Origin of the sequence: Halomonas jincaotanensis (genome assembly GCF_018448785.1) — a bacterium.
Classification (GTDB): domain Bacteria; phylum Pseudomonadota; class Gammaproteobacteria; order Pseudomonadales; family Halomonadaceae; genus Halomonas; species Halomonas jincaotanensis.
In genome coordinates this window covers 1-18414 of the sequence record NZ_JAHCLU010000037.1, presented here as the reverse complement: position 1 = coordinate 18414, position 18414 = coordinate 1, and the positions used below count along the sequence as shown (strand labels likewise).

Below are 18414 nucleotides of genomic sequence, written 5' to 3'. Positions count from 1 at the left end.
GTCACACGCTGGCTGGATGAGAATTTTGACGCCATCGGCGAGCGTTCGAGTGTCGATCTTCGTCAGATTTTCCAGGGTATCGGCGCCCGGCACCAGGGTTAGGGACGGCAGGAGCCTTGAGCATGAGACTAGTACTACAGCCGTAACTTTGTTTATCTATACTGTATATCACTGAATCCACGAGCATTTGGTGATGAGGTATGCAGCCGCTAGAGACCGTCATATCATCCGCTTCGATGACCTGGCCCGCCGACTTGGCCCGCTCTTTCCCCGTTCGGAAACACGCGATCGCGCGTTATGTTACCTCAAGGGGCTGCTCAGTCAGTGCGAACGAAAGAATGGCTGGCACCTCGCCGAGTGGCTGGGGATGCATCACCGGATGGAGTGCAGTACCTGCTGGATCATGACCGCTGGGATGCGGAGGCGGCACGCGATGTTCTCCGCCAATGGGTCATCGATACGCTGGGGTCTTCTGACGGCGTTCTGGTTCTGGACGAGACCGGCTTTATCAAGAAAGGTCAGCACTTGGCCAGTGTGCAACGCCAGTATAGTGGTACCGCCGGCCGTATCGAAAATAGTCAGATCGGGGTCTTTCTTCTCTACGCCAGTCCGGCAGGGCATGCCTTCCTGGATCGCGCGCTTTACTTGCCCAAATCCTGGACCCAGGATCGGGAACGTTGCCGGCGTGCCGGAATCCCCGATGACATCGACTTCGCCAGCAAGCCAGCGCTCGCCCGCCGGATGTTGGCGCGCGCTCTTGACCAAGGGATCCCCGCCTCCTGGGTGACGGGGGATACCGTCTATGGCGGCAACCGCAGCCTGCGTCTCTGGCTGGAGGATCGCGCGCAACCCTTTGTGCTAGAAGTCGCCTGCAACGAACCCTTGTGGTGGAAGAGCTTCCAGTACACGCGAGCCGACGAGATCGCGGCGGCACTCCCGGAGGAGGAATGGCAGAGGCTGTCCGCCGGCTCGGGCAGTAAAGGGGAACGCGGGTACGACTGGGCCTTGGTGCCTCTCATGAGGCTACAGCCCTCGGAAGAAGCACGGCGTTGGGGGCATTATCTCCTGATCCGTCGCCATCGCTCAACATCGGATGAGCTGGCCTATTATGTGGTCCATGCCCCCAGGGACTGGGCCTCGATCGAGACGCTGGTTCGGGTCGCGGGTCAACGCTGGAAAATAGAGCAAGGATTTCAGGCGGCCAAGGGGGAGTGCGGCCTGGATGACGATGAGGTGAGGCGATGGGGAAGCTGGCATCGCCACATCACCTTGGCGCTGTTAGCTCATGCCCTGCTGATGGCAATTCGGCAGGAAAATCACCAAAAAAAACCCCCTGCCCGACAAAATTCAGTGGACACTCCCCGAACTCAGGCGGCTGATAGCGCGATGGTTATGGCAAGGACAAGACACCTTATCTCATGCGCTTCACTGGTCGGATTGGCGACGAAAGCATCAGTACCGGGCTTGGCAATGCCACTGTCGGCAGCAGCAAGCCCAGATGGTCATACATGAATAGCCAGCGCTATATTTACGGCTGTAGTACTAGGGGTTAGGCGTCACCCGGTACCTTGGCGTTTCGCTGGCGCCCAGCCTTAGCATCCATCAAGGGCGGGCAAGATGAAGTTCACTACAATAGCGGACCGCTGCTGATAGAGATAATCCATCCTATCTCTACACCAGTCATTTGCTTGCCCTTGATTGTGGTGGCTTTACCACCATCAGGCGACGCCTAATAAAGGTGAAACTGTCTCGTTGAGGGTCTTTCTGGCGGAAGGCCTGATAGCGACGAAAGTCTAATGCTCGCTAACGCACAGAGACGTCCCCATCGGTCGAGTAACATGGCGTTCAAAGCGTGGTGTAGGAACAGCCTATTAATGTCAATGGTAGCCGCACCATGCATCAGGAGAGTTAATGATGAATCTTATGGATCCCAGTACGTATATGGGCGGAAGCAGCAGCCAGAATGACCGTCTGGCAGACCTGAAAGAATTTGGGTCAAACCTAGGCGCCTTGTATGCGGGCGGAAACAACGGCCAGAATGACCGTCTGACACACCTGAACGAATTCGGGGCAAACCCGGGCGCCTTGAATGCCAAGATCTATATACCGGAGGATTTGCCCGCAGGTGCTCCGCTAGTCGTCGTGCTGCATGGTAGCGATCAGACAGCAGCTGAGTATGACGTGGGTGCCGGCTGGTCTGACATTGCTGACCGATACGGCGTTGCATTGCTTTTCCCCGAGCAGCAGCGCGTGAACAATATGACGCTCGGTTTCAATTGGTTCGAGCCTGACGACAGCCATCGCGGCGCTGGCGAGCCACTCTCCATTCTGCATATGGTGGAACAAGTGGTCAGCGATCATGGCATCGACCGCCAGCGTATCTTCATCACAGGGTTGTCAGCTGGCGGTGCCATGACGTCGGTCATGCTTGCAACCTACCCGGAAATCTTTGCTGGCGGCGCCATTATCGCCGGTTTGCCGTACGGCAGTGCCGACACACTCTCGGAGGCCCTACTCCGAATGCAGGGTTTCGGATCCCCGGCCGCGCAACAGCTTGAAACACGGCTACGGAATGCCTCAACGCATGAGGGGCCTTGGCCAACACTGTCGGTCTGGCACGGAAGCGTTGACCGTACGGTTGATGCCTCGAACGCCAATGCGATCCTCGGACAGTGGCGAGCGCTACATGATCTTGAGGAAAGCCCATCCAGCACGCACACCGTTAATGGCTATCCCCGTCGAGTCTGGAGTGATGCTGAGGGTCGAGAACTCATTGAAGAATACAGCATTACCGGAATGGACCACGGCACACCGCTGAAGACGCAAGGTAAAGACTGTTACGGCTCGAGCGGCGACTACATGCTTGAGGTGAATATCTCTTCCACGCACCACATTGCTGACTTCTGGGGGTTAGTGTGACGTGAGTCCCGCGTTGGGCCGGAAACAGGACGCCTTTTGATTGCCGTTGTTTGTTTTTCAAGCGTCCCCTCATTTAAGGCGTCTCAGATACCTCTCGCGCTACACATCTCGTAATGGCTGGATCAGTCCCACCGAAAGACACCTGACACGCCAGCCACAGACAAGGCCATGAGGCTCGAGACTGTCACCGCCCCGCTATGTCGGCCAACGCACAGAAGTCGTCTACCTGGCGACATATCATCTAATCAATGCCTGACGCACAGCGATCAGCCGATATCATTTCGAACAGGACAAAAGGATAGTGTATGAACAATATTGTGTGGATCGTCGGCGCGGTCGTGATCGTCGTCGTGGTGCTGTCCTTTCTCGGGCTGCGTTAATTAAAACCCATTGGATGCCGTGGCGAACAATAAGTCTCGATCTACTAGACGGAGCGATTGGAGGATACCGGCATTGAGCCCTCTGCCGGAAGCGTGGGCGATTGCTACACGATAATGCGTTGGCCGAGACGGTAATTGGGTTGTCCACGGCCGACGTGATCCGACGACGCGGGCCATGGCCATGCCTAGAAGCCGTTGAGTTCGTCGCCCTGGAAAGGGTCAACTGGGTCAATTAACAGCGAATCCTAAAGTCAATCGGCAACATGCTACTCGCAAAGCAAGAAGCGCTTTATAGCGCTGTACTCGCTGTACTATGAGCAACGGGTCAGTCTAAAAAGTCAGCCTATTCAAACCAAAGGAACACCGAGAATACCAGCACAGCTCAAGCATCATGTTTGGCCAGATAGTGGGCACCCGTTTTAGGGCGCTTGCCATACTGGCATGTCATTATTTGTCAACATGCCGAGATTCTGTCGGCTTCCTACATCGCGTGATAGGGAAGCGGACAATGCATGCGCGCGTAATTGGTTGAAAAAACATCGGCTTTACAGACAAGCGAAGGCGCCCAGCATGGACGCCATTGTATTGATGCCGACGATGACCTAGCGCACCCGTTGGGGCGGCGGCAGGATCGGGGCGTGGGCCGAAGAACGAGCTACTGTCGAACAATCGGCCTACGAAGAAAAATAGGCGCTGCTTCCAATGCAGCGCACAGCGCAACTTCCTTGTTTAGGCATATCCTTTGCCACGCTCACCCTAAGGATGAACCTTACGGCACACACTCACTGTTCGCTGGCGCACGCAGCGTTGAAAAATCCAGGTATCTGTTTAGGTGGCTTCAAAGAGGGTCTCGCCAACCCCCTGTTTCCTTTGGCATAGTGTGTCCAAACACTCGGCACACTGTGGTGACATGACCATCAGCGACATTGACGTCGACAAGGCTCTGGAACGGGTCCGGCAGCAGCTAAAGGAAGACCGCACGGTCTCCCCGTCGCTGCGTGCCGCCATCGACGTGCTGATGCTACGGGTCAAGCTCATGGCCGACCGACTGGCCACCAGCAGCCGCAACAGCAGCAAGCCACCGTCCCAGGACCTTAATCGCCCGCGCCGTTCACGTGCCTCAAGTGGGCGCAAGCCGGGCGGTCAGCCGGGGCATGAGGGCAAGACGCTCGAGCCGGTGGCCGAGCCTGACGAGATCGTGAGGCTGCACGTCGATCGCCGGCGCCTGCCCAGAGGGCGCTCCTACCGCGCGGTTGGCGTCGAGACGCGCCAGGTGCAGGACATCCTGATCCAGGCCGTGGTGACCGATTATCACGCCTAGGTCCTCGAAGATGATCAGGGGCAGCGCTACGTGGCGCCGTTTCCCGAAGGCGTGACGCGCCCGATCCAGTATGGCCCACGCCTCAAGGCCCATGTCGTCTATCTCTCTCAGTACCAGCTGTTGCCCTGTGCCCGTATCCGCGAGCTGCTGACGTCCCAATGCGGCCTGGCGCTGAGCACCGGCACCCTGTTCGCCTTCAATCAGGAGGCCTACCAACGGGTCGAATCGTTCGCCGAGTGGGTGATCCCGGCGCTACGTGAAGCCCCCACCGTCCATGCCGATGAGACCGGGATGCAGGTCGGCGGCAAACGCTACTGGCTGCACAGCGCCACCAATGAGGCGCTGACCTGGTTGGCGCCGCATCCCAAGCGCGGCCAGGAGGCCATGGACGCCATCGGGGTACTGCCCTTTGTGCGTGGTGTGATGGTGCATGATCACTGGAAGCCCTACTACCGCTATCCGGATTGCCGGCACGCCCTGTGCAATGCGCACCACCTACGGGAACTGACAGCGGCCTGGGAGAAAGATGGCCAGGCATGGGCCAAGTCGCTCCATGACCTGCTGTTGGACATGCACCACGCCGTTGATGCCGCTGGCGGCAACCTCTCTGCTGATGAGGCCCAGCGCTGGCGAGCGCGTTACCGCCACTGCCTGGCGGAGGGCGACGCCGAATGTCCGCCACCGGCACAACCACCACCCGGGGCGCGAGGGCGTGCCAAACGCACCAAAGCGCGCAACCTGCTGGAACGTCTCCAGGCCTACGAGGACGACGTGCTGCGTTTTCTCGAGGATCCCGCCGCCCCCTTCACCAACAACCAAGGGGAGCGGGACCTGCGGATGACCAAGGTGCAGCAGAAGATCTCGGGCTGCTTTCGCGCCTGGGAGGGCGCCGAGATCTTTTGCCGGATGCGCAGCTTTCTCTCGACTGCGGTCAAGCAGGGGCTGGCGGCGCACACGGCATTGGAGCAACTATTTGCCGGTGAAGTGCCGGACTTCATGCAGCAAGAAGCCACGGTTCAGGCAGCGTAAGCTGAATAGTTACAAAAATAATAGACTGGATAACACCTGCTGATGCGCTCAATGATCGACTATTCTAGGGACTATAAGCCAGTGTTGCGACGATCCCTTGACCCTTAGCAACGTGGAGCCTTCACCGTGGCCGAACAGAACAGCGTGATCGCCTTCTATGACGAACGAATGCTGGCCCATGAACCGGATATCGAGGTGCCCTTCCTGCCGGGGCGCATGGACAAGCGAATCCGCTCGCTTCTGTCGGGTCTGGGGGTGCCCTGGACGTATCCCGAACACCCCGCCCGGCTCACCGCCATCCGGCACCTGCTGGAACTCGAACCGGTCCCCGGGGTGACCTTCGAGACCGGCATGCCGGCAACTCGCGAGCAGCTAGGGCGCGTCCACACCAACTCCTACCTAGACAGTGTCTACCAGCTACGCGGAGAGAACGCCTGGCTGGACGAGGATACCACGGCCGTCTCACCCGGAAGCGTCGATGCCGCCGAAGTGGCCGCCGGCACGGCGATCGCCGCCGTCGAGGCGGTAATAGAGGGGCGAGCCGAGAGCAGCTTCGCGCTGGTAAGACCCCCCGGTCACCACGCCGAACCGGTGCGCGCCCGTGGCTTCTGCCTGTTCAACAACGTGGCGGTGGCTGCCGCCCATGCCCAGGCGGCGCTGGGCTGCCAGCGGGTCATGATCGTCGATTGGGATGCCCATCACGGGAACGGTACCCAGGACATCTTCTGGGCCGATCCGGATGTGCTGTTCTTCGATATCCACCGCGCCTCTCCTTTCTACCCCGGTACAGGGAGTCTCGCGGAGGTCGGGGTGGGGCTCGGGGATGGCGCCATCGTCAATGTTCCCCTGCCTGCCGATGCCGACGACGCCGCCTATCTCAAGGCCTTCCGCGAGATCCTGGTACCGGCGGCCCAGTGGTTCCGCCCCGATCTTATCCTGGTCTCGACAGGCTTCGATCCCCACACCCATGACCTGGCGCTGAATGTCTCCTATGACGGCTTTGCCGCCATGACCGGCATCCTACAGAGCCTGGCACGCCAGCAATGCGGGGGAAGGCTGGTCTTCGTGCTGGAAGGCGGCTACAACCTGATATCGCTGTCGCACGGCGTCAGGTCGGTGCTCCAGGTGCTGGCCGGCGACGAGCCACCGGAACCCGGCCTGCGCGGCCTTGCCGAGGTGGAGGCCGCGCAGGCCTTCCATCGCGGTGCCTTCGTCACCGAACCGGATGCTTCGGTTGCTCCACCCCGCGCCGGTCAGGACGGGCAATAATGCACTACATGAGCTAAATAGCCTCACCGCTCGCCTTGCCACTCGAGCACGAGCCAGTCATGGACATCGCGTGCCCAGGTACCGAGCGGCCGTCCCTCGCGGTTCAGCATCCGACACAGCTATCCGGCCCGTGTATGCTGGGTGATCCTGTGTGAGGACGAGGTGACCGTGCGGATCGCCAGCCCGTGGCTGGGTGAAATACCCAAAGGGGAGGAGCATGCGATGGGCGTAACACTGAGGAGCATCACCCGCGAGAACTTCGAGGCCGTCATTACCCTGGAGGTAGCGACATCACAGCGTGACTATGTCGCTGACAACCTGTACTCCATTGCCGAATCGAGCTTCCATCCGACCTATCAGCCTCGCGCCATCTATTGCGGCGGCGAAGTGGTCGGCTTTCTCATGTACGAATCCTTCCACCACAACGAACGTCCGCCGGTCTACAACATCTTCCGTCTCATGGTCGATCGACGCCATCAGGGAAGAGGCATCGGGCACAGGGCCATGCAGTGTGTGCTGGACGAGATCAAGGCACAGGGCCCCTTCGAGAGAATCGCGATCTGCTATGTGTCTACCAACCAGGTCGCCCGGGACTTCTACGCCAGTCTCGGCTTCCAAGAGACAGGAATGAGCGAGGAAACCGACGAGGTCATCGCCGAGATCTGGGGTTGACGAGGGGCGCATCCTGTATGCCCGATGCGCGCCACGCTTGATGGACGGGTATCCGGCTGGCCGCTGAATAGACCATTCCCCCGAGGAGCCCGCCCCAGGCAATTGCTGAAGCCATCCTGGCCGTCGCCCTCTCCGCCGCCCTAGCTGCTGGGGGCTGGTGATGGCTGGGCTGTTCAAGCCCCTGGTCTCCGAGGCTCTGTGGAAACACTTGGTGCGTGGCCGGGGCCTTGGCGGCATCGCGCGTGGGCGGTGGTCGGCGCCCCTCTGCCGGGACATTTGAAGCTTCCAGTCCCTCGAAACGGTCTGTCACGTAGGTGCTGTGACAGGCCACACAGGTTTCGGTCATGCGACCGAAGAATTCAACTTGAAGGGGGGAGCCATGCGACCAGAAGAAAGAAAGGCCGAAAAGCCAGGCGCGACAATGTGGTGAAGCATTAGGGTGTGTTACCGCACGGAAAAACTCTCAAAAACGGCTTACACTTCACAGGATGTAGTAGAAAGTGCCGGACCGACTAGGAATCACACATATTCATTGAGGGTTGGGACTTCTACATCATCAGGCGAAAGCAGCAACGTGTCTTTTGAAGGCTTACTTGCTGGAGAGTGAATTTTTACTTGAGTTGTTAACCTCACTTTAGTAATAAGGTCACTTAAGCTGTTACAAGACAAGGAGAAGTTAAATGAGCGCCGAAAAGACCAAGTCAGATAGCAATCAGTCTACTGACCAATCTAGTAATCAATCCAATGATCGAACCACCGAGCAAGCCACTGAGCAGTTCGACAAGGCCGTCCTCGAGCCGGTGCGCGCCTACGGGGCACTGACCACGAATTACTTTGAACAACTATTCTCGGCTCAGTTCGATGCCGTTCGTGCCTTTGCAGACACCAGTTTGGCGCAATCCCGCTCCTGGCTCGAGGTCAAGGATTCCGAAAGTCTTCGTGAAGTGATCGAGGAGCAGCAAAAAGCCGTTCGGGAAATGAGTGAGCGGTTGAAGGAAGATTCTGACAAGATCCGGTCGTTGAGCCAGGAATACCTGAAGGAGACTCAGCAGTTGACGTCGGAGAACATGCAGTCGGGCCGCAAGCAGCTCGAGGAAAACATGGAGAAAGGCCAGAAGCAGTTTAAGCAAAACCTTGAGAAGGGGCAAAATCAAGTCGAAGACAGCCTTCAGAGGGGTAAGGAAGAGGCTGACAATACTCAACAGAAAAGCCAGCAGCAGACCGACAAGAGCAAGAAGGCGACCGGCACGCATGACAAGTAACGTTTAGCGTTTGACAGAATGTCGGAACTTGCAGGGCCGCTTTTTAACAAAGCGGCCCTTTCGCTATTGATGTGCCAGAAAAGAGCGCGTGAGAGTGACAAGGCGAATCAGAGAAAAACGCCCACCGGATGCCACCGCTACAGTTATCAAGCCCAGGCTCAGGTTGAGCCCAATGAGTCGGCGTATCTGCCCAAGCTGCTTGGCACCAGCCGCCCAGTCTTCCTTGTTAACGGCGTGTCCCAGACGCGAGTAGGGGATGAATCTTTATTTCTAGGGATGACACTTTATTTTCATCCCACAGCAGGTGCTTGATGTCGATGTGCACGTACCCCGGCTCAGCTAGAGGCTGTTCGCCTACTGCTTAACCGATTAACTCACATCGCCTGAAGCTTTTGTAACCCCCTCTAAGCCGCCCACCAGGCTGCGAGACAGCTTCTATAGGGTAATATATTGGCCGGAGTGCCGCCTGAGGTATCAGGTCGCGCGAGCAGGGACCTGTCATAACACTTTAGAGCAGTAATGTGGGTCATGATCCCAGTCTCCACCGGCCTAATTTACCCAAACGTAGCGCGCCTGCTGGTCAAAATCCATCATGGGGACGATCGCCGCTACGACCCGCGAGCGGGCCGGTTAGCTGAGTCCGTTGTTTCGGTATGGCGTTACCTCATGCTCGATAGCGTTGCGCCCTATGGTTGGGTGGCCGACCGCGTGGGGGCCGTCGGGGTGTGAAGGTCCCGATCAACCGCAGTGTCGGTTGCTGGCAGTGCGGGCAGGTGTCGATCAGTTCCAGGTCGCTGGCGGCCGTTTCAGCATCCGGAGGCGCCTCGACGCCTGCCAGCGTTTGGCGGTCTGTTCCAGGCGTCGACGCCGGCAGCGATTGGCCAGAAAGCTGTAGTGACGGTTCCGCATCAGCCCCTTGGGCAGGACGTGGGGTTGTGTCGGTCACGGTTGCGGTAGTCCTTGTAGCGCAGGGTCACCTGGTGGTCGTCCACGGCGAGGATCCGGGCATTGCTGATGGCGATCTGGCGCGTGTAGCGCGCCAGGTAGCACACCACCGTGTCGGTGTGTTCGAGACAGTCCTTGCTGTAGACCACCCACTCGGTGGCCATCAGAGTGTTGAGCTGGTCATCGACGTCACCCGGCCGGGTGACCCGGTGGAGTTCGCCGGCATTGGCTGCCTGGCGCAGAGCACTGACCATGTTCCTGCGATAGTGGCGCGACAGGGCCCGCACCAGGAACAGATAGTGGCTACGCGCCCCACGCCAGCCGCCATCTACACCTAGCCCTTAGCCAGCCCCTTTTAGCAAACCCCCGGTAGCCGAAGAGGTTCTTGGTGACATGAAACAGGTGCTCGACCTTGGGGCGGATGCTGGTCTTGGTCTTCTCGAACGCCAGGAGCAGCTTTTCATTAGGCTGTCTTCCATGTTCTTGATGGGCACGTGCTTGGCGGCGATGCGGCAACGGGATGTCGGATCGTACGTCTCTTCGTCTAGGTTTTCCCATGCCGACGTAGCTGGCATCACCGTATACCCGCTTGGCGTCATCCCTGACCAGAGCCTTGCTATGGTGACATCGGCGGCGTTGGCGGAGGTGATGGCGACGATGGTATTCTTACGGTCGGGTAGACCGGGCGATTGCTCGTCCCGGCCCCCCACAGATCCGGACGTGCGCAATTAACGCATCCGGCTCCTCAATCATCAGATTCGCTGAAGGCTCAGCATGAGTGCATGATCCGAGCACGTGGCAACGGCATTCGGCGTAACAGGCTTTTGCTCTTTTCCCAAGAGAAATAGGCCCTTTGTGATCGCCGCCTCAACCATTTTATCCACGCATTCCCAACACAGTACCTGAACCTGCCTAGTGCTCGTATATTGCTGCGAATACCATAGTAGGCAAAGTGGCCCTGGATTTTTCGGCTCACTATTCTGTGTTGCTCATGGATCGGCAAATGACGGTTCCAGCGACACCATTGTGCGATGCGATTGACACCACGCCGAAACCTGTCCTTCACCGTCTTGCGCTTAATGATCCAGCGCCCTCGGCGAGATTTACCCCAGTAGTGGGTGAACCCCAGGAAGTCGAAGGTCTCGGCGCGTTGCTCGCGGTGCGGTCGGAACCGCACCATCCGGGTCTTGGTCGGGTGCAGGGTGAGACCGAAGCGCGCGAAGCGCTTGGGCAACACCTCCATCACCTTGCGGGCATCGGCTTCGTTGCTGAACGCCAGTACGGCATCATCGGCAAACCTCACCGAGAATGCCCGTCCTTGCAGGCGCGGCTTGACGTCCTTCTCAAACCACTCGTCCAGCACGTAATGGAGGTAGACGTTAGCCAACAACGGGGAAATGACACCCCCTTGCGGACTTCCCATCTCTCCTTTCTGCCACTGCCCGGCCTCCAGTACCCCGGCCTTGAGCCACTTGCCGATCAGGCGGATGATGACACCGTCCTTCACTCGTTGCTGCAAAAACGCGCTCAGGTGCTGATGGTCGATCGTGTCGAAGAAGGCCTGAATGTCCAGGTCAATGACCCAGCCTCCGCCCATTGACGACAAGCCATCCCACACCGTCTTGATCGCCTGGTGCGCCGAGCGCCCCGGCCGGAAACCATACGAGCACGCCATGAAGTCATGCTCGTAGAGGGGTTCCAGCAAGGCCACCACGGCACGTTGCAGGACCTTGTCTTCGAAGGTGGGGATGCCGATCGGCCGTGTGGTGCGCCCATCCCCCTTGGGGATATGGACGCGCCGCACCGGCGGTGCCCGGTAGCGACCGCTCTTGGCCGCCTCCAGCAATCGCTGGATGTTGGCCTCGAAGTCGTGCGCGAAGTCGTCCGCCGTCTGGCCATCGATCCCGACGACGCCGTCCCGGCGCGTCATCAGGTAGGCCGTCTTCAGCCACTGGGCATCGATGTGGTGAGCCAGTGACGTGAAGGCACGCTGCGGGAAGCGTTCTGCCAGCGCTGCTATCCGCACTTGTTTCGTGGACATGACCTCAGGTTCCTGTGCACCTGTCATGTTGCCCTCGTGCAGTTCTGATGATTGGCCGCCCCTTCCCTCTGACGGGTCCCGTCGAGCCGGTTCCCCGCCTTCATCGGTACTATGAGCGACTCCGACTCCCGCCTTTCCGTCCGGCTGGCTCCTTGTGGTCGCCTGGCCGTACCCCCTGAGTGCCTGTGGTTCGCTTCCGGTACCGTCAGGCACGACAGCACCGGACCGGGAGCTTTCGAGACAGGTGGCTCCGACACCTGTGCTTTCACCTTTCGGGGGAGAAAGGCGGGCCTCCCAGGTTCCTGGGAAACCCCTGTGTGGACATGCCCTGCTCTTTGACACCGGTGGCCCTTTCCCACCAAGCCTGTACGGTAGGTCAGTGTTGCTTTCCAGGTTCATGAGCCTGTCAGCGGTCACGAGTTAATTATTTCGATGCTCAATCACACGGCCTGCACACTCGCTGTGTACGCTTCGCAGTGGCGGTTACCCGACACCACGCAACACTCGCTACCGGTTGGTGGCTAGCCTTTTCCGGGTGGGATTTTCACCCACTGGGTTCCAACTCACTCATTCTGCCCTCGTTACAGCTGGCATCCCGAATGACCAGGCTTGCCTGGCGCACCATGAACAGCCCCTTTTGCGTCAGGCTGGCGTTGGTCTCATCGAAGGTCCGCTGGGTTAGGGTATGTTTCTAAAGTTGGTGGCGGAAGCGCAGCAGCGTGGTGGCATCCGGCACGCTTTCGAGGGCCAAGTCGATACCGATGAAGTAACGCATGGCTTGGCCTTCGAAGGTGGCGTCTTCGAGCGCCTCGTTGGCGAGGGCATACCATTGTTGCAGGAAGTAGATACGCAGCATGCGCTCCAAGCCGATGGGCGGCCGGCCCCGCTTGCCCGCCGCGTTGGGGAAGTAGGACAGCGACAGCGCGTCAATCAGCCGTTGCCAAGGCACCAGGGCCTCCATCTGGGCCAGGAACCGCTCGCGGCGAGTGACCTTCTTCTTGTGCTGGTGTTCAGCCTGCGCGAACGAGATCTGCTTCATCGGATGGCTCTATCAGACGGCAACGGGAGATGAGATGTTACCCCGCCGGTGTCGATCAGGCAGCTACGGGGGGATTTATGCAGCGTTTCCTTAGCAAATCCGACTTCTCAGACTAAACTTTGGACAAGACTGTTGCCAATAGTAGTTTCTCTCAGACTACATTATTATACATATATACCAGACTCATAATTTTATCTATTGCTGGAAACGAAGCGACCAGCAATACTAAATAGATAATCATCAATCGCACTGTCACTTTAACGTCTTTCCACATTAATAAACGACAAGCGCAAATAACCGCCCCCATCGCAAAAGTAGCCATTACTACGGCACACGCAAAATAAGGGCCGAGAATGGCATAAGTAGTGCGCACGCCGACTTCCTGTAACAATGGATTACTATCTATCTTTGCACTGATGTAAAAATAAGCCAAGACTGTTAATGCCATTATGACGGGTAAATTTCGCTCCCATATCCGAGCATAGTCATACACGAATCTATAGAACATTAGACCCTCCTACTTCCACCACTTTTTTTATACTTACAAACGATTTCAAGGCAAAATCCAGGTTTAACCCATGAAACTAGTCTTTATATGCCAGGTAGTAAAAATAATAGCTAATCAATATGTTATTGCCGCATCTCAATAACAGTAAGACCCTGCATGTCACTAGAACTAGCTTCCAAAATCACTGGAAAATACGTAATATCTGCGTCTTCGAGATTTGTTTCGCTTTTAGTCTTTCACCGACCTTATGCTTTGCATTCTAGTATAGCCAAATATTTCCTGCGCGCAAAAAAAATGCATCATTTATTTCACAGCATTAGATATTTATTTACTATACCTGGTATATATTTAATTCTTCTTCGGACTCGGCTTGGGGATATCAGCCAGCGAAACAGGGACATGGTTTCCATGTGCATCTACAGCCACTATCCGCTCTGGATTATCAGGGTCAATCCCATAGCGTACAGCGCTTGTTGTTACGCCATCTCTTAGCGCGCCAGACTTGCGATCTTCTTCAAGAGCTTCCAAAATGTCTTCAAAATCAAAATCTTTTGGACATTTGTGTTTCATGACTGGTCTACTCAGGCTATAACGACTAAAAGTATAGCAAAAACACCCTGATGCGAGGGCGCTTATGAGGATCACCGTCACTATCGATGATCTGTTGCTTAAGTGAGCTTTAGTTCTTTCTGAACCGGGAGCTGAGCCGACAGAACTGATTAGCGAGGCCCTCAAGACGTATGTGAGAATTCAGGCAGCGCGCCGGCTTGCTGCCTTGGGAGGCAAGGGCCGAATATTAACAGAATCCCTCGGTGAGTCGTAGCACAGCACACCTTGGAGACTGCGACGATAGCCTCTCGTTAGGTAGCATATATCCTACAAAATACCGTATCTCGTGTGTTTTACGCTACATCGAGGAATCCAGCGTGAGCAAGACGTCTACGCGTCCCTTGTCCCGACGTTCCATAGAAACACTAAAATTGCTCGGTATGCTGATCCGAGCCAACCGACTGGAGAAAAGGATAAGCATGGATGACCTTGCCACCCGCATCGGGGTATCGCGCTGGTCCGTGCATCGCGTCGAGCGCGGTGACCCTTCGGTAGCCATCGGCACCGCGTTTGAACTGGCCACCCAGCTAGGAATCCAACTGTTCGATGCGGAACCTTCTCGATTGGTCGAGCAACGGGCTACCGTCGAACACCGATTAACGTTGCTCCCCAAAACAGCCAAAACCAGCGAGGATAAAGTGGATGATGATTTCTGACCAAGCGCTAATCGCCGATCATGCTTAGCAGCTAGATGGCATCAAGGGTTCGGACATCTATTGGAACCCCTGATATTCACCGGGCGGCCCTAAAAATCAAGATGGCGGTTGGTATCCTACTGATAAAAAAAAGAGTTCCTGGCGGAATCTGATCCAGGAGGACCACCCGCCATGGGTGAAACGGCGTTCTCAAGTTCCAAACGCAACGCTGATGAACGGTTGTCGTCGCCGACGCTATAAGCACCCAAAAGGTGCTGTGCGCCATGACAGGCGCACGACAAAAACGAGCCGCTCCCATTGGGAACGGCTCGTGGTTTTCGCAACAGTTACCAGGCGCGGGTAACGACTTACTTGGACTTAGTAGACTTGGTGTCAGTTGCCTGAGCTTCGTTGGCCTTGGCGTCAGCCGGCTTGGAGGCTTCGTCTGCTGCCTTGGAAGTTTCTGCCTGAGCTTTCTGTACGTTTTGTTCAGTCAGCTCCTGCCCTTCCTCGGCCTTTTCCTTAGCCAGGTTCTGACCTTGCTGGAAGAAATCTCGATTGATGTCAACGACCTTCTGGCCATCTTCCTTTACGCGCTCACTCAGGTCCTTGGCGGCCTGCTGTTGGCTTTCGGTAAAAGCTTGCAGATCCTCAGCGCTCTTGATCTCGAGCATCGCGCGGGCCTGACCCACCGCGATGTCGGAATACGCCTTAACGGCTTGCTGCTGTGTGGCCAACAGCTTTTCGCTATAGTCCAAGGTCATCTCGGCATAGCTGCGCGCCGGATTGATAAACATTGATTGAAACTGTTGTGTCATTTGATTGGTATCAGCGTTGTTCATGGGTAATTCTCCGTCCGTGTTGTGTTTGAAAGCTTCGTGTCCCTCGGTGCAACACAAGGTAGCAAAGAGCATGCTGCACTGCAATAGCCATCAACCATGCCGAGCACAATCGACGCATCTCACTCATAGATACCATTGGTTTGTGACAACTTAAAGAATGCCAGGCAAGGATTTGAGGGCACAAAGGTGTTCTCAATACCAGCCTTGTGAGTTCCAGCGTACACACCTCAAATAGCTTAGGTTTATTAAGTAATAGTTAAATTAATTTAATGCGGCGACAATGTCGAACACGTCTCATCAACCGGATCTCAGCTCCAGTCGCACCTAGACGACTATCTATGGCCATATACCAGTGCCTGGCCCCTCAGAGCGCTCAAGGTCAGCATTTAAAAAATTTCATCATTCATCAACCGGCTGGAATGGGTCAACATACTTAATAACGCTTCCACGCAGCTTCTTACGGAGATCGCGTTGATGCTGTCGTTCTACAATTACCGGCCGCTCCTGAAGAAAGTCGGAATCCACTTTTGGTACGTCAGAAAGAGACGGCCAGGATGGTCGCGCTGGACGCAAAGTGATCACATCACCATCCCTAGTGATCTCTAGTTTTTCGACATTTTCATAAGCCATGTCATCAGGCAAGTACACAACCTGATGGTTGCTTACCTTGATAATCGTCACAATGCGCATAGAGTTACCCCGCTGAATCACCACTGGCCACCATCAGTGTAACTCACAAACAGCTAAGCGGCTTTGCAACTGATAGACTATTCCAAAGCTCACGATAGGATCTCTTGGCATGAACGATTTTCGCGAAGGTCTCATCGGCGTTCGTAACGCTTCACTGCTTACGGGGGTTACCGTCACGGAGCTGCGGAAGGTGATCCTGGGCGATGGACTGGTGCGTGGCGTCGCGCCGCCTCAGCCGTGGTAAAGCGCAGGATATCGACAATCTGAGATGATATTCCGTGCTAGCGATGTGAAGGACTGTGCTGAAACCATCAAAAAGACGACATCTTAGCCTCCATGCTTAGCCATCAACACTGGCAACGAGGGTAGGTATGGAGGAGATCTTGGCGCGTATTGAGCCTTGGGCAAGCACGCGTGCACTGGCGTTGTACTGGTGCCGCTCGTTTCTCATCGCAGCGCTTGATGGCCTTACCGCTGAGCAACTGGTAACTTGAGGACGCATCGAAGACCTAAGGGCCTACCTCGAACATATTGACGACGGTGGATTTGCGTGAGGATCGCGCTGGCTCGCCACGGTGATGCTCTCGAGATTTGCCATGATAAAAAGTGCATCCTAATCCGCGAACACTACCGGCGCTCTCACTTTCTTAAGTATTACCCCATGCAACGTCATTACCCAGCGACACAACACCTGGCTACATACAGCATAGCCTGCACATAGTGAGTAGCTAGCTAATCAGGCCCTACACTTCGACGTCATACTAAATTCCACCAAGCAAACGTGTTGGCGTTCATGCATACTAAGATAAAATAGAGGTAGAAAAATGGACAGAAAAGAAGCAATCCAGCAGCTAATCGCGATAGAGAATAAGCCTGCCGAGTACAACGCATGGCTACAAGAACCCATCGTGAACGTACAAGAGCAGCATGAGGAAGCAGATGAAGTGCTGTGCAAATTATTAATTTCATTAGGTTACGACGATGTCGTTGACGCTTACAGAAGGATCGAAAAGTGGTATGCATGATCGATAATGGGACGTAAAAACTATTTTCGCTTACTTCTCTTGTAAGACCAATATGCACCTCCTAACACTAGAGCACCGAGACCAAGCAGGGGTAATGAAAGCAAGATCATATCGACGTGTGTTGTCATTTACCTTCTCCCATTGCTGTATTACATTATTCTATTGGTAGAATAGAAGAAAAACCGGCATAGGGAAAGGAGTGCCACGCGATGGACAACACAGACTCAGACGCTGTAATACGCGACCTAGAGGAGCGCATTCTTGGCCTATCTATAAAGCTGTCACAAGCAAGCTCCGACCTCAATGAGCTTTACATAAATCTTTCCTTTTATACTGAATGTCAATGAGTAGTACGCAAAGGGAGCAAGGTAGATAAGCCTTATTATTTGAGAAGCACAGCCAACCAAATGCCGGCATGGTATTATTAAGCCAAAGGCTTGAGTTGGCATTTCAAAATATGAATTCGAGATGTCATCAAGCGGTTCTGCCGCGCTTATCACGCAAACCGCGTTACAGGCACCATGGCCCGCTTCAACTTTTTGTTATACGCCGGTTGGACAACAACTTGGAAATGGATTCAGCAGACTCGTTGGATGGCTTGCCAGCCAAGAGTCCGGATACACAAATGTCCTCATCCAGGTCAGGCCAATGTATTCCGTGGCCGGATCCTATTAACTCCCAATTCTCTCGTTCATCTTTTGTCCCATGTTCAAGCCGAGGGTACCAACTGATCGGTACGCTGAGTTCCCTACCATCGTCTAATATGACATTGAGCTTGTCAGCCGTCAGAAAAACGGAATTCGCAAGTGGTTCATTTGCGCTATCAGCCGAGGAAGTCATTTAAAGCCTCTTTTAGCAGTGTTTGTGGCTGGTCTATGTTAATCCGAGTAAGCAGTTAATTAGCATAGACTGACTGTCCGCATTCGGCCAGAAGAAGCTGTTCAGAGAGTTCTCACATAAAGCCGCAACCAGTGGCTTGTTCACTGCCCGACTTACGCGATATCAATGTTTTAAAATATTCCGAATTAGGTTTATTTATCTTCATCTTTTGGCATCTCGGATGAGTGTTTTTTCGCATCTAAAACCCTCTGGATCTCAGTTGAGGATTTTATCGCATCCAGAACTCTCTGAGTCTCAGTAGACGGTGTGATCGCATCCAGAGCCCTCTGAATATCAGCTGAGGGTCGTATCGCATCCAGAGCCCTCTGAATATCAGCTGAGGGTCGTA

14 protein-coding genes and 5 pseudogenes are annotated in these 18414 nt (G+C 55.6%); 10 read left to right on the top strand and 9 right to left on the bottom strand.

Annotation, left to right across the window (positions count from 1 at the left end; all coding sequences use genetic code 11):
• Window positions 1-193 precede the first annotated feature (193 nt).
• The 7 genes and pseudogenes from KG088_RS18795 to KG088_RS18770 form a co-directional block, all read left to right on the top strand.
• Window positions 194-1314: pseudogene (locus tag KG088_RS18795) on the top strand (IS701 family transposase); the annotation flags it as partial.
• A 597-nt stretch (window positions 1315-1911) separates the two neighbouring features.
• The gene (locus KG088_RS18790) at window positions 1912-2919 is read left to right on the top strand and encodes an extracellular catalytic domain type 1 short-chain-length polyhydroxyalkanoate depolymerase (protein ID WP_250148379.1); all 1008 of its coding nucleotides are present in this window, start codon (window positions 1912-1914) and stop codon (window positions 2917-2919) included.
• A gap of 428 nt (window positions 2920-3347) precedes the next feature.
• Window positions 3348-3616, top strand: a pseudogene (locus tag KG088_RS19765) (IS3 family transposase); the annotation flags it as partial.
• A 593-nt stretch (window positions 3617-4209) separates the two neighbouring features.
• A pseudogene (gene tnpC, locus KG088_RS18785) lies at window positions 4210-5649 on the top strand (IS66 family transposase).
• A gap of 126 nt (window positions 5650-5775) precedes the next feature.
• A complete protein-coding gene (locus KG088_RS18780; RefSeq protein WP_319941483.1) occupies window positions 5776-6918 on the top strand; it encodes a histone deacetylase family protein in 1143 nt (380 codons plus the stop codon).
• A gap of 222 nt (window positions 6919-7140) precedes the next feature.
• Window positions 7141-7590, top strand: a complete 450-nt coding sequence (locus KG088_RS18775; protein ID WP_213828056.1) for a GNAT family N-acetyltransferase — start codon at window positions 7141-7143, stop codon at window positions 7588-7590.
• Window positions 7591-8270: 680 nt separating this feature from the next.
• On the top strand, window positions 8271-8852 hold the full coding sequence (locus KG088_RS18770; protein ID WP_213828054.1) for a phasin family protein: 582 nt from the start codon (window positions 8271-8273) through the stop codon (window positions 8850-8852).
• Between the two features lie 664 nt (window positions 8853-9516).
• Here the strand turns inward: KG088_RS18770 and KG088_RS20195 are convergent.
• The 5 genes and pseudogenes from KG088_RS20195 to KG088_RS18740 form a co-directional block, all read right to left on the bottom strand.
• A pseudogene (locus KG088_RS20195) lies at window positions 9517-10135 on the bottom strand (IS91 family transposase); the annotation flags it as partial.
• Between the two features lie 431 nt (window positions 10136-10566).
• Complete coding sequence (gene ltrA / locus KG088_RS18755; protein ID WP_213828051.1) at window positions 10567-11838, bottom strand: group II intron reverse transcriptase/maturase; 1272 nt, start codon at window positions 11836-11838, stop codon at window positions 10567-10569.
• Window positions 11839-12460: 622 nt separating this feature from the next.
• Window positions 12461-12877, bottom strand: a pseudogene (locus KG088_RS18750) (transposase); the annotation flags it as partial.
• Between the two features lie 151 nt (window positions 12878-13028).
• A complete protein-coding gene (locus KG088_RS18745; protein WP_213828049.1) occupies window positions 13029-13385 on the bottom strand; it encodes a hypothetical protein in 357 nt (118 codons plus the stop codon).
• 348 nt (window positions 13386-13733) lie between these two features.
• Window positions 13734-13955, bottom strand: a complete 222-nt coding sequence (locus KG088_RS18740; protein WP_213828047.1) for a hypothetical protein — start codon at window positions 13953-13955, stop codon at window positions 13734-13736.
• 419 nt (window positions 13956-14374) lie between these two features.
• Here KG088_RS18740 and KG088_RS18735 point away from each other — a divergent pair, with 419 nt between their 5' ends.
• A complete protein-coding gene (locus tag KG088_RS18735; protein WP_264759079.1) occupies window positions 14375-14650 on the top strand; it encodes a helix-turn-helix transcriptional regulator in 276 nt (91 codons plus the stop codon).
• A 347-nt stretch (window positions 14651-14997) separates the two neighbouring features.
• Here the strand turns inward: KG088_RS18735 and KG088_RS18730 are convergent, their stop codons facing one another.
• Window positions 14998-15471 carry a phasin family protein gene (locus KG088_RS18730; protein ID WP_213828043.1) on the bottom strand — a complete coding sequence of 158 codons (474 nt, stop codon included), beginning with the start codon at window positions 15469-15471 and terminating at the stop codon, window positions 14998-15000.
• 399 nt (window positions 15472-15870) lie between these two features.
• On the bottom strand, window positions 15871-16161 hold the full coding sequence (locus KG088_RS18725; RefSeq protein ID WP_213828041.1) for an AbrB/MazE/SpoVT family DNA-binding domain-containing protein: 291 nt from the start codon (window positions 16159-16161) through the stop codon (window positions 15871-15873).
• Window positions 16162-16270: 109 nt separating this feature from the next.
• On the opposite strand from KG088_RS18725, the gene KG088_RS19900 reads away from it, so the two are divergent.
• Both KG088_RS19900 and KG088_RS18720 read left to right on the top strand, forming a co-directional pair.
• On the top strand, window positions 16271-16405 hold the full coding sequence (locus tag KG088_RS19900; protein WP_264759078.1) for a hypothetical protein: 135 nt from the start codon (window positions 16271-16273) through the stop codon (window positions 16403-16405).
• A 580-nt stretch (window positions 16406-16985) separates the two neighbouring features.
• Complete coding sequence (locus KG088_RS18720) at window positions 16986-17186, top strand: hypothetical protein (RefSeq protein ID WP_213828039.1); 201 nt, start codon at window positions 16986-16988, stop codon at window positions 17184-17186.
• A gap of 531 nt (window positions 17187-17717) precedes the next feature.
• Here KG088_RS18720 and KG088_RS18715 read toward each other — a convergent pair.
• Both KG088_RS18715 and KG088_RS18710 read right to left on the bottom strand, forming a co-directional pair.
• Entirely contained in the window at window positions 17718-18026 is a 309-nt protein-coding gene (locus tag KG088_RS18715) for a DUF2442 domain-containing protein (RefSeq protein ID WP_213828037.1), read from the bottom strand.
• Window positions 18027-18217: 191 nt separating this feature from the next.
• Window positions 18218-18414 (bottom strand): hypothetical protein (locus KG088_RS18710; RefSeq protein WP_213828035.1); only part of this gene is annotated, 197 nt, incomplete at its 5' end.

Bases quoted from the DNA above. Each gene is read 5' to 3' on its own strand.
- KG088_RS18790 (WP_250148379.1), top strand. From the start codon at position 1,912: ATGATGAATCTTATGGATCCCAGTACGTATATGGGCGGAAGCAGCAGC.
- KG088_RS18775 (WP_213828056.1), top strand. From the start codon at position 7,141: ATGGGCGTAACACTGAGGAGCATCACCCGCGAGAACTTCGAGGCCGTC.
- KG088_RS18770 (WP_213828054.1), top strand. From the start codon at position 8,271: ATGAGCGCCGAAAAGACCAAGTCAGATAGCAATCAGTCTACTGACCAA.
- ltrA (WP_213828051.1), bottom strand. From the start codon at position 11,838: ATGTCCACGAAACAAGTGCGGATAGCAGCGCTGGCAGAACGCTTCCCG.
- KG088_RS18745 (WP_213828049.1), bottom strand. From the start codon at position 13,385: ATGTTCTATAGATTCGTGTATGACTATGCTCGGATATGGGAGCGAAAT.
- KG088_RS18740 (WP_213828047.1), bottom strand. From the start codon at position 13,955: ATGAAACACAAATGTCCAAAAGATTTTGATTTTGAAGACATTTTGGAA.
- KG088_RS18735 (WP_264759079.1), top strand. From the start codon at position 14,375: ATGCTGATCCGAGCCAACCGACTGGAGAAAAGGATAAGCATGGATGAC.
- KG088_RS18730 (WP_213828043.1), bottom strand. From the start codon at position 15,471: ATGAACAACGCTGATACCAATCAAATGACACAACAGTTTCAATCAATG.
- KG088_RS18725 (WP_213828041.1), bottom strand. From the start codon at position 16,161: ATGCGCATTGTGACGATTATCAAGGTAAGCAACCATCAGGTTGTGTAC.
- KG088_RS19900 (WP_264759078.1), top strand. From the start codon at position 16,271: ATGAACGATTTTCGCGAAGGTCTCATCGGCGTTCGTAACGCTTCACTG.
- KG088_RS18720 (WP_213828039.1), top strand. From the start codon at position 16,986: ATGGACAGAAAAGAAGCAATCCAGCAGCTAATCGCGATAGAGAATAAG.
- KG088_RS18715 (WP_213828037.1), bottom strand. From the start codon at position 18,026: ATGACTTCCTCGGCTGATAGCGCAAATGAACCACTTGCGAATTCCGTT.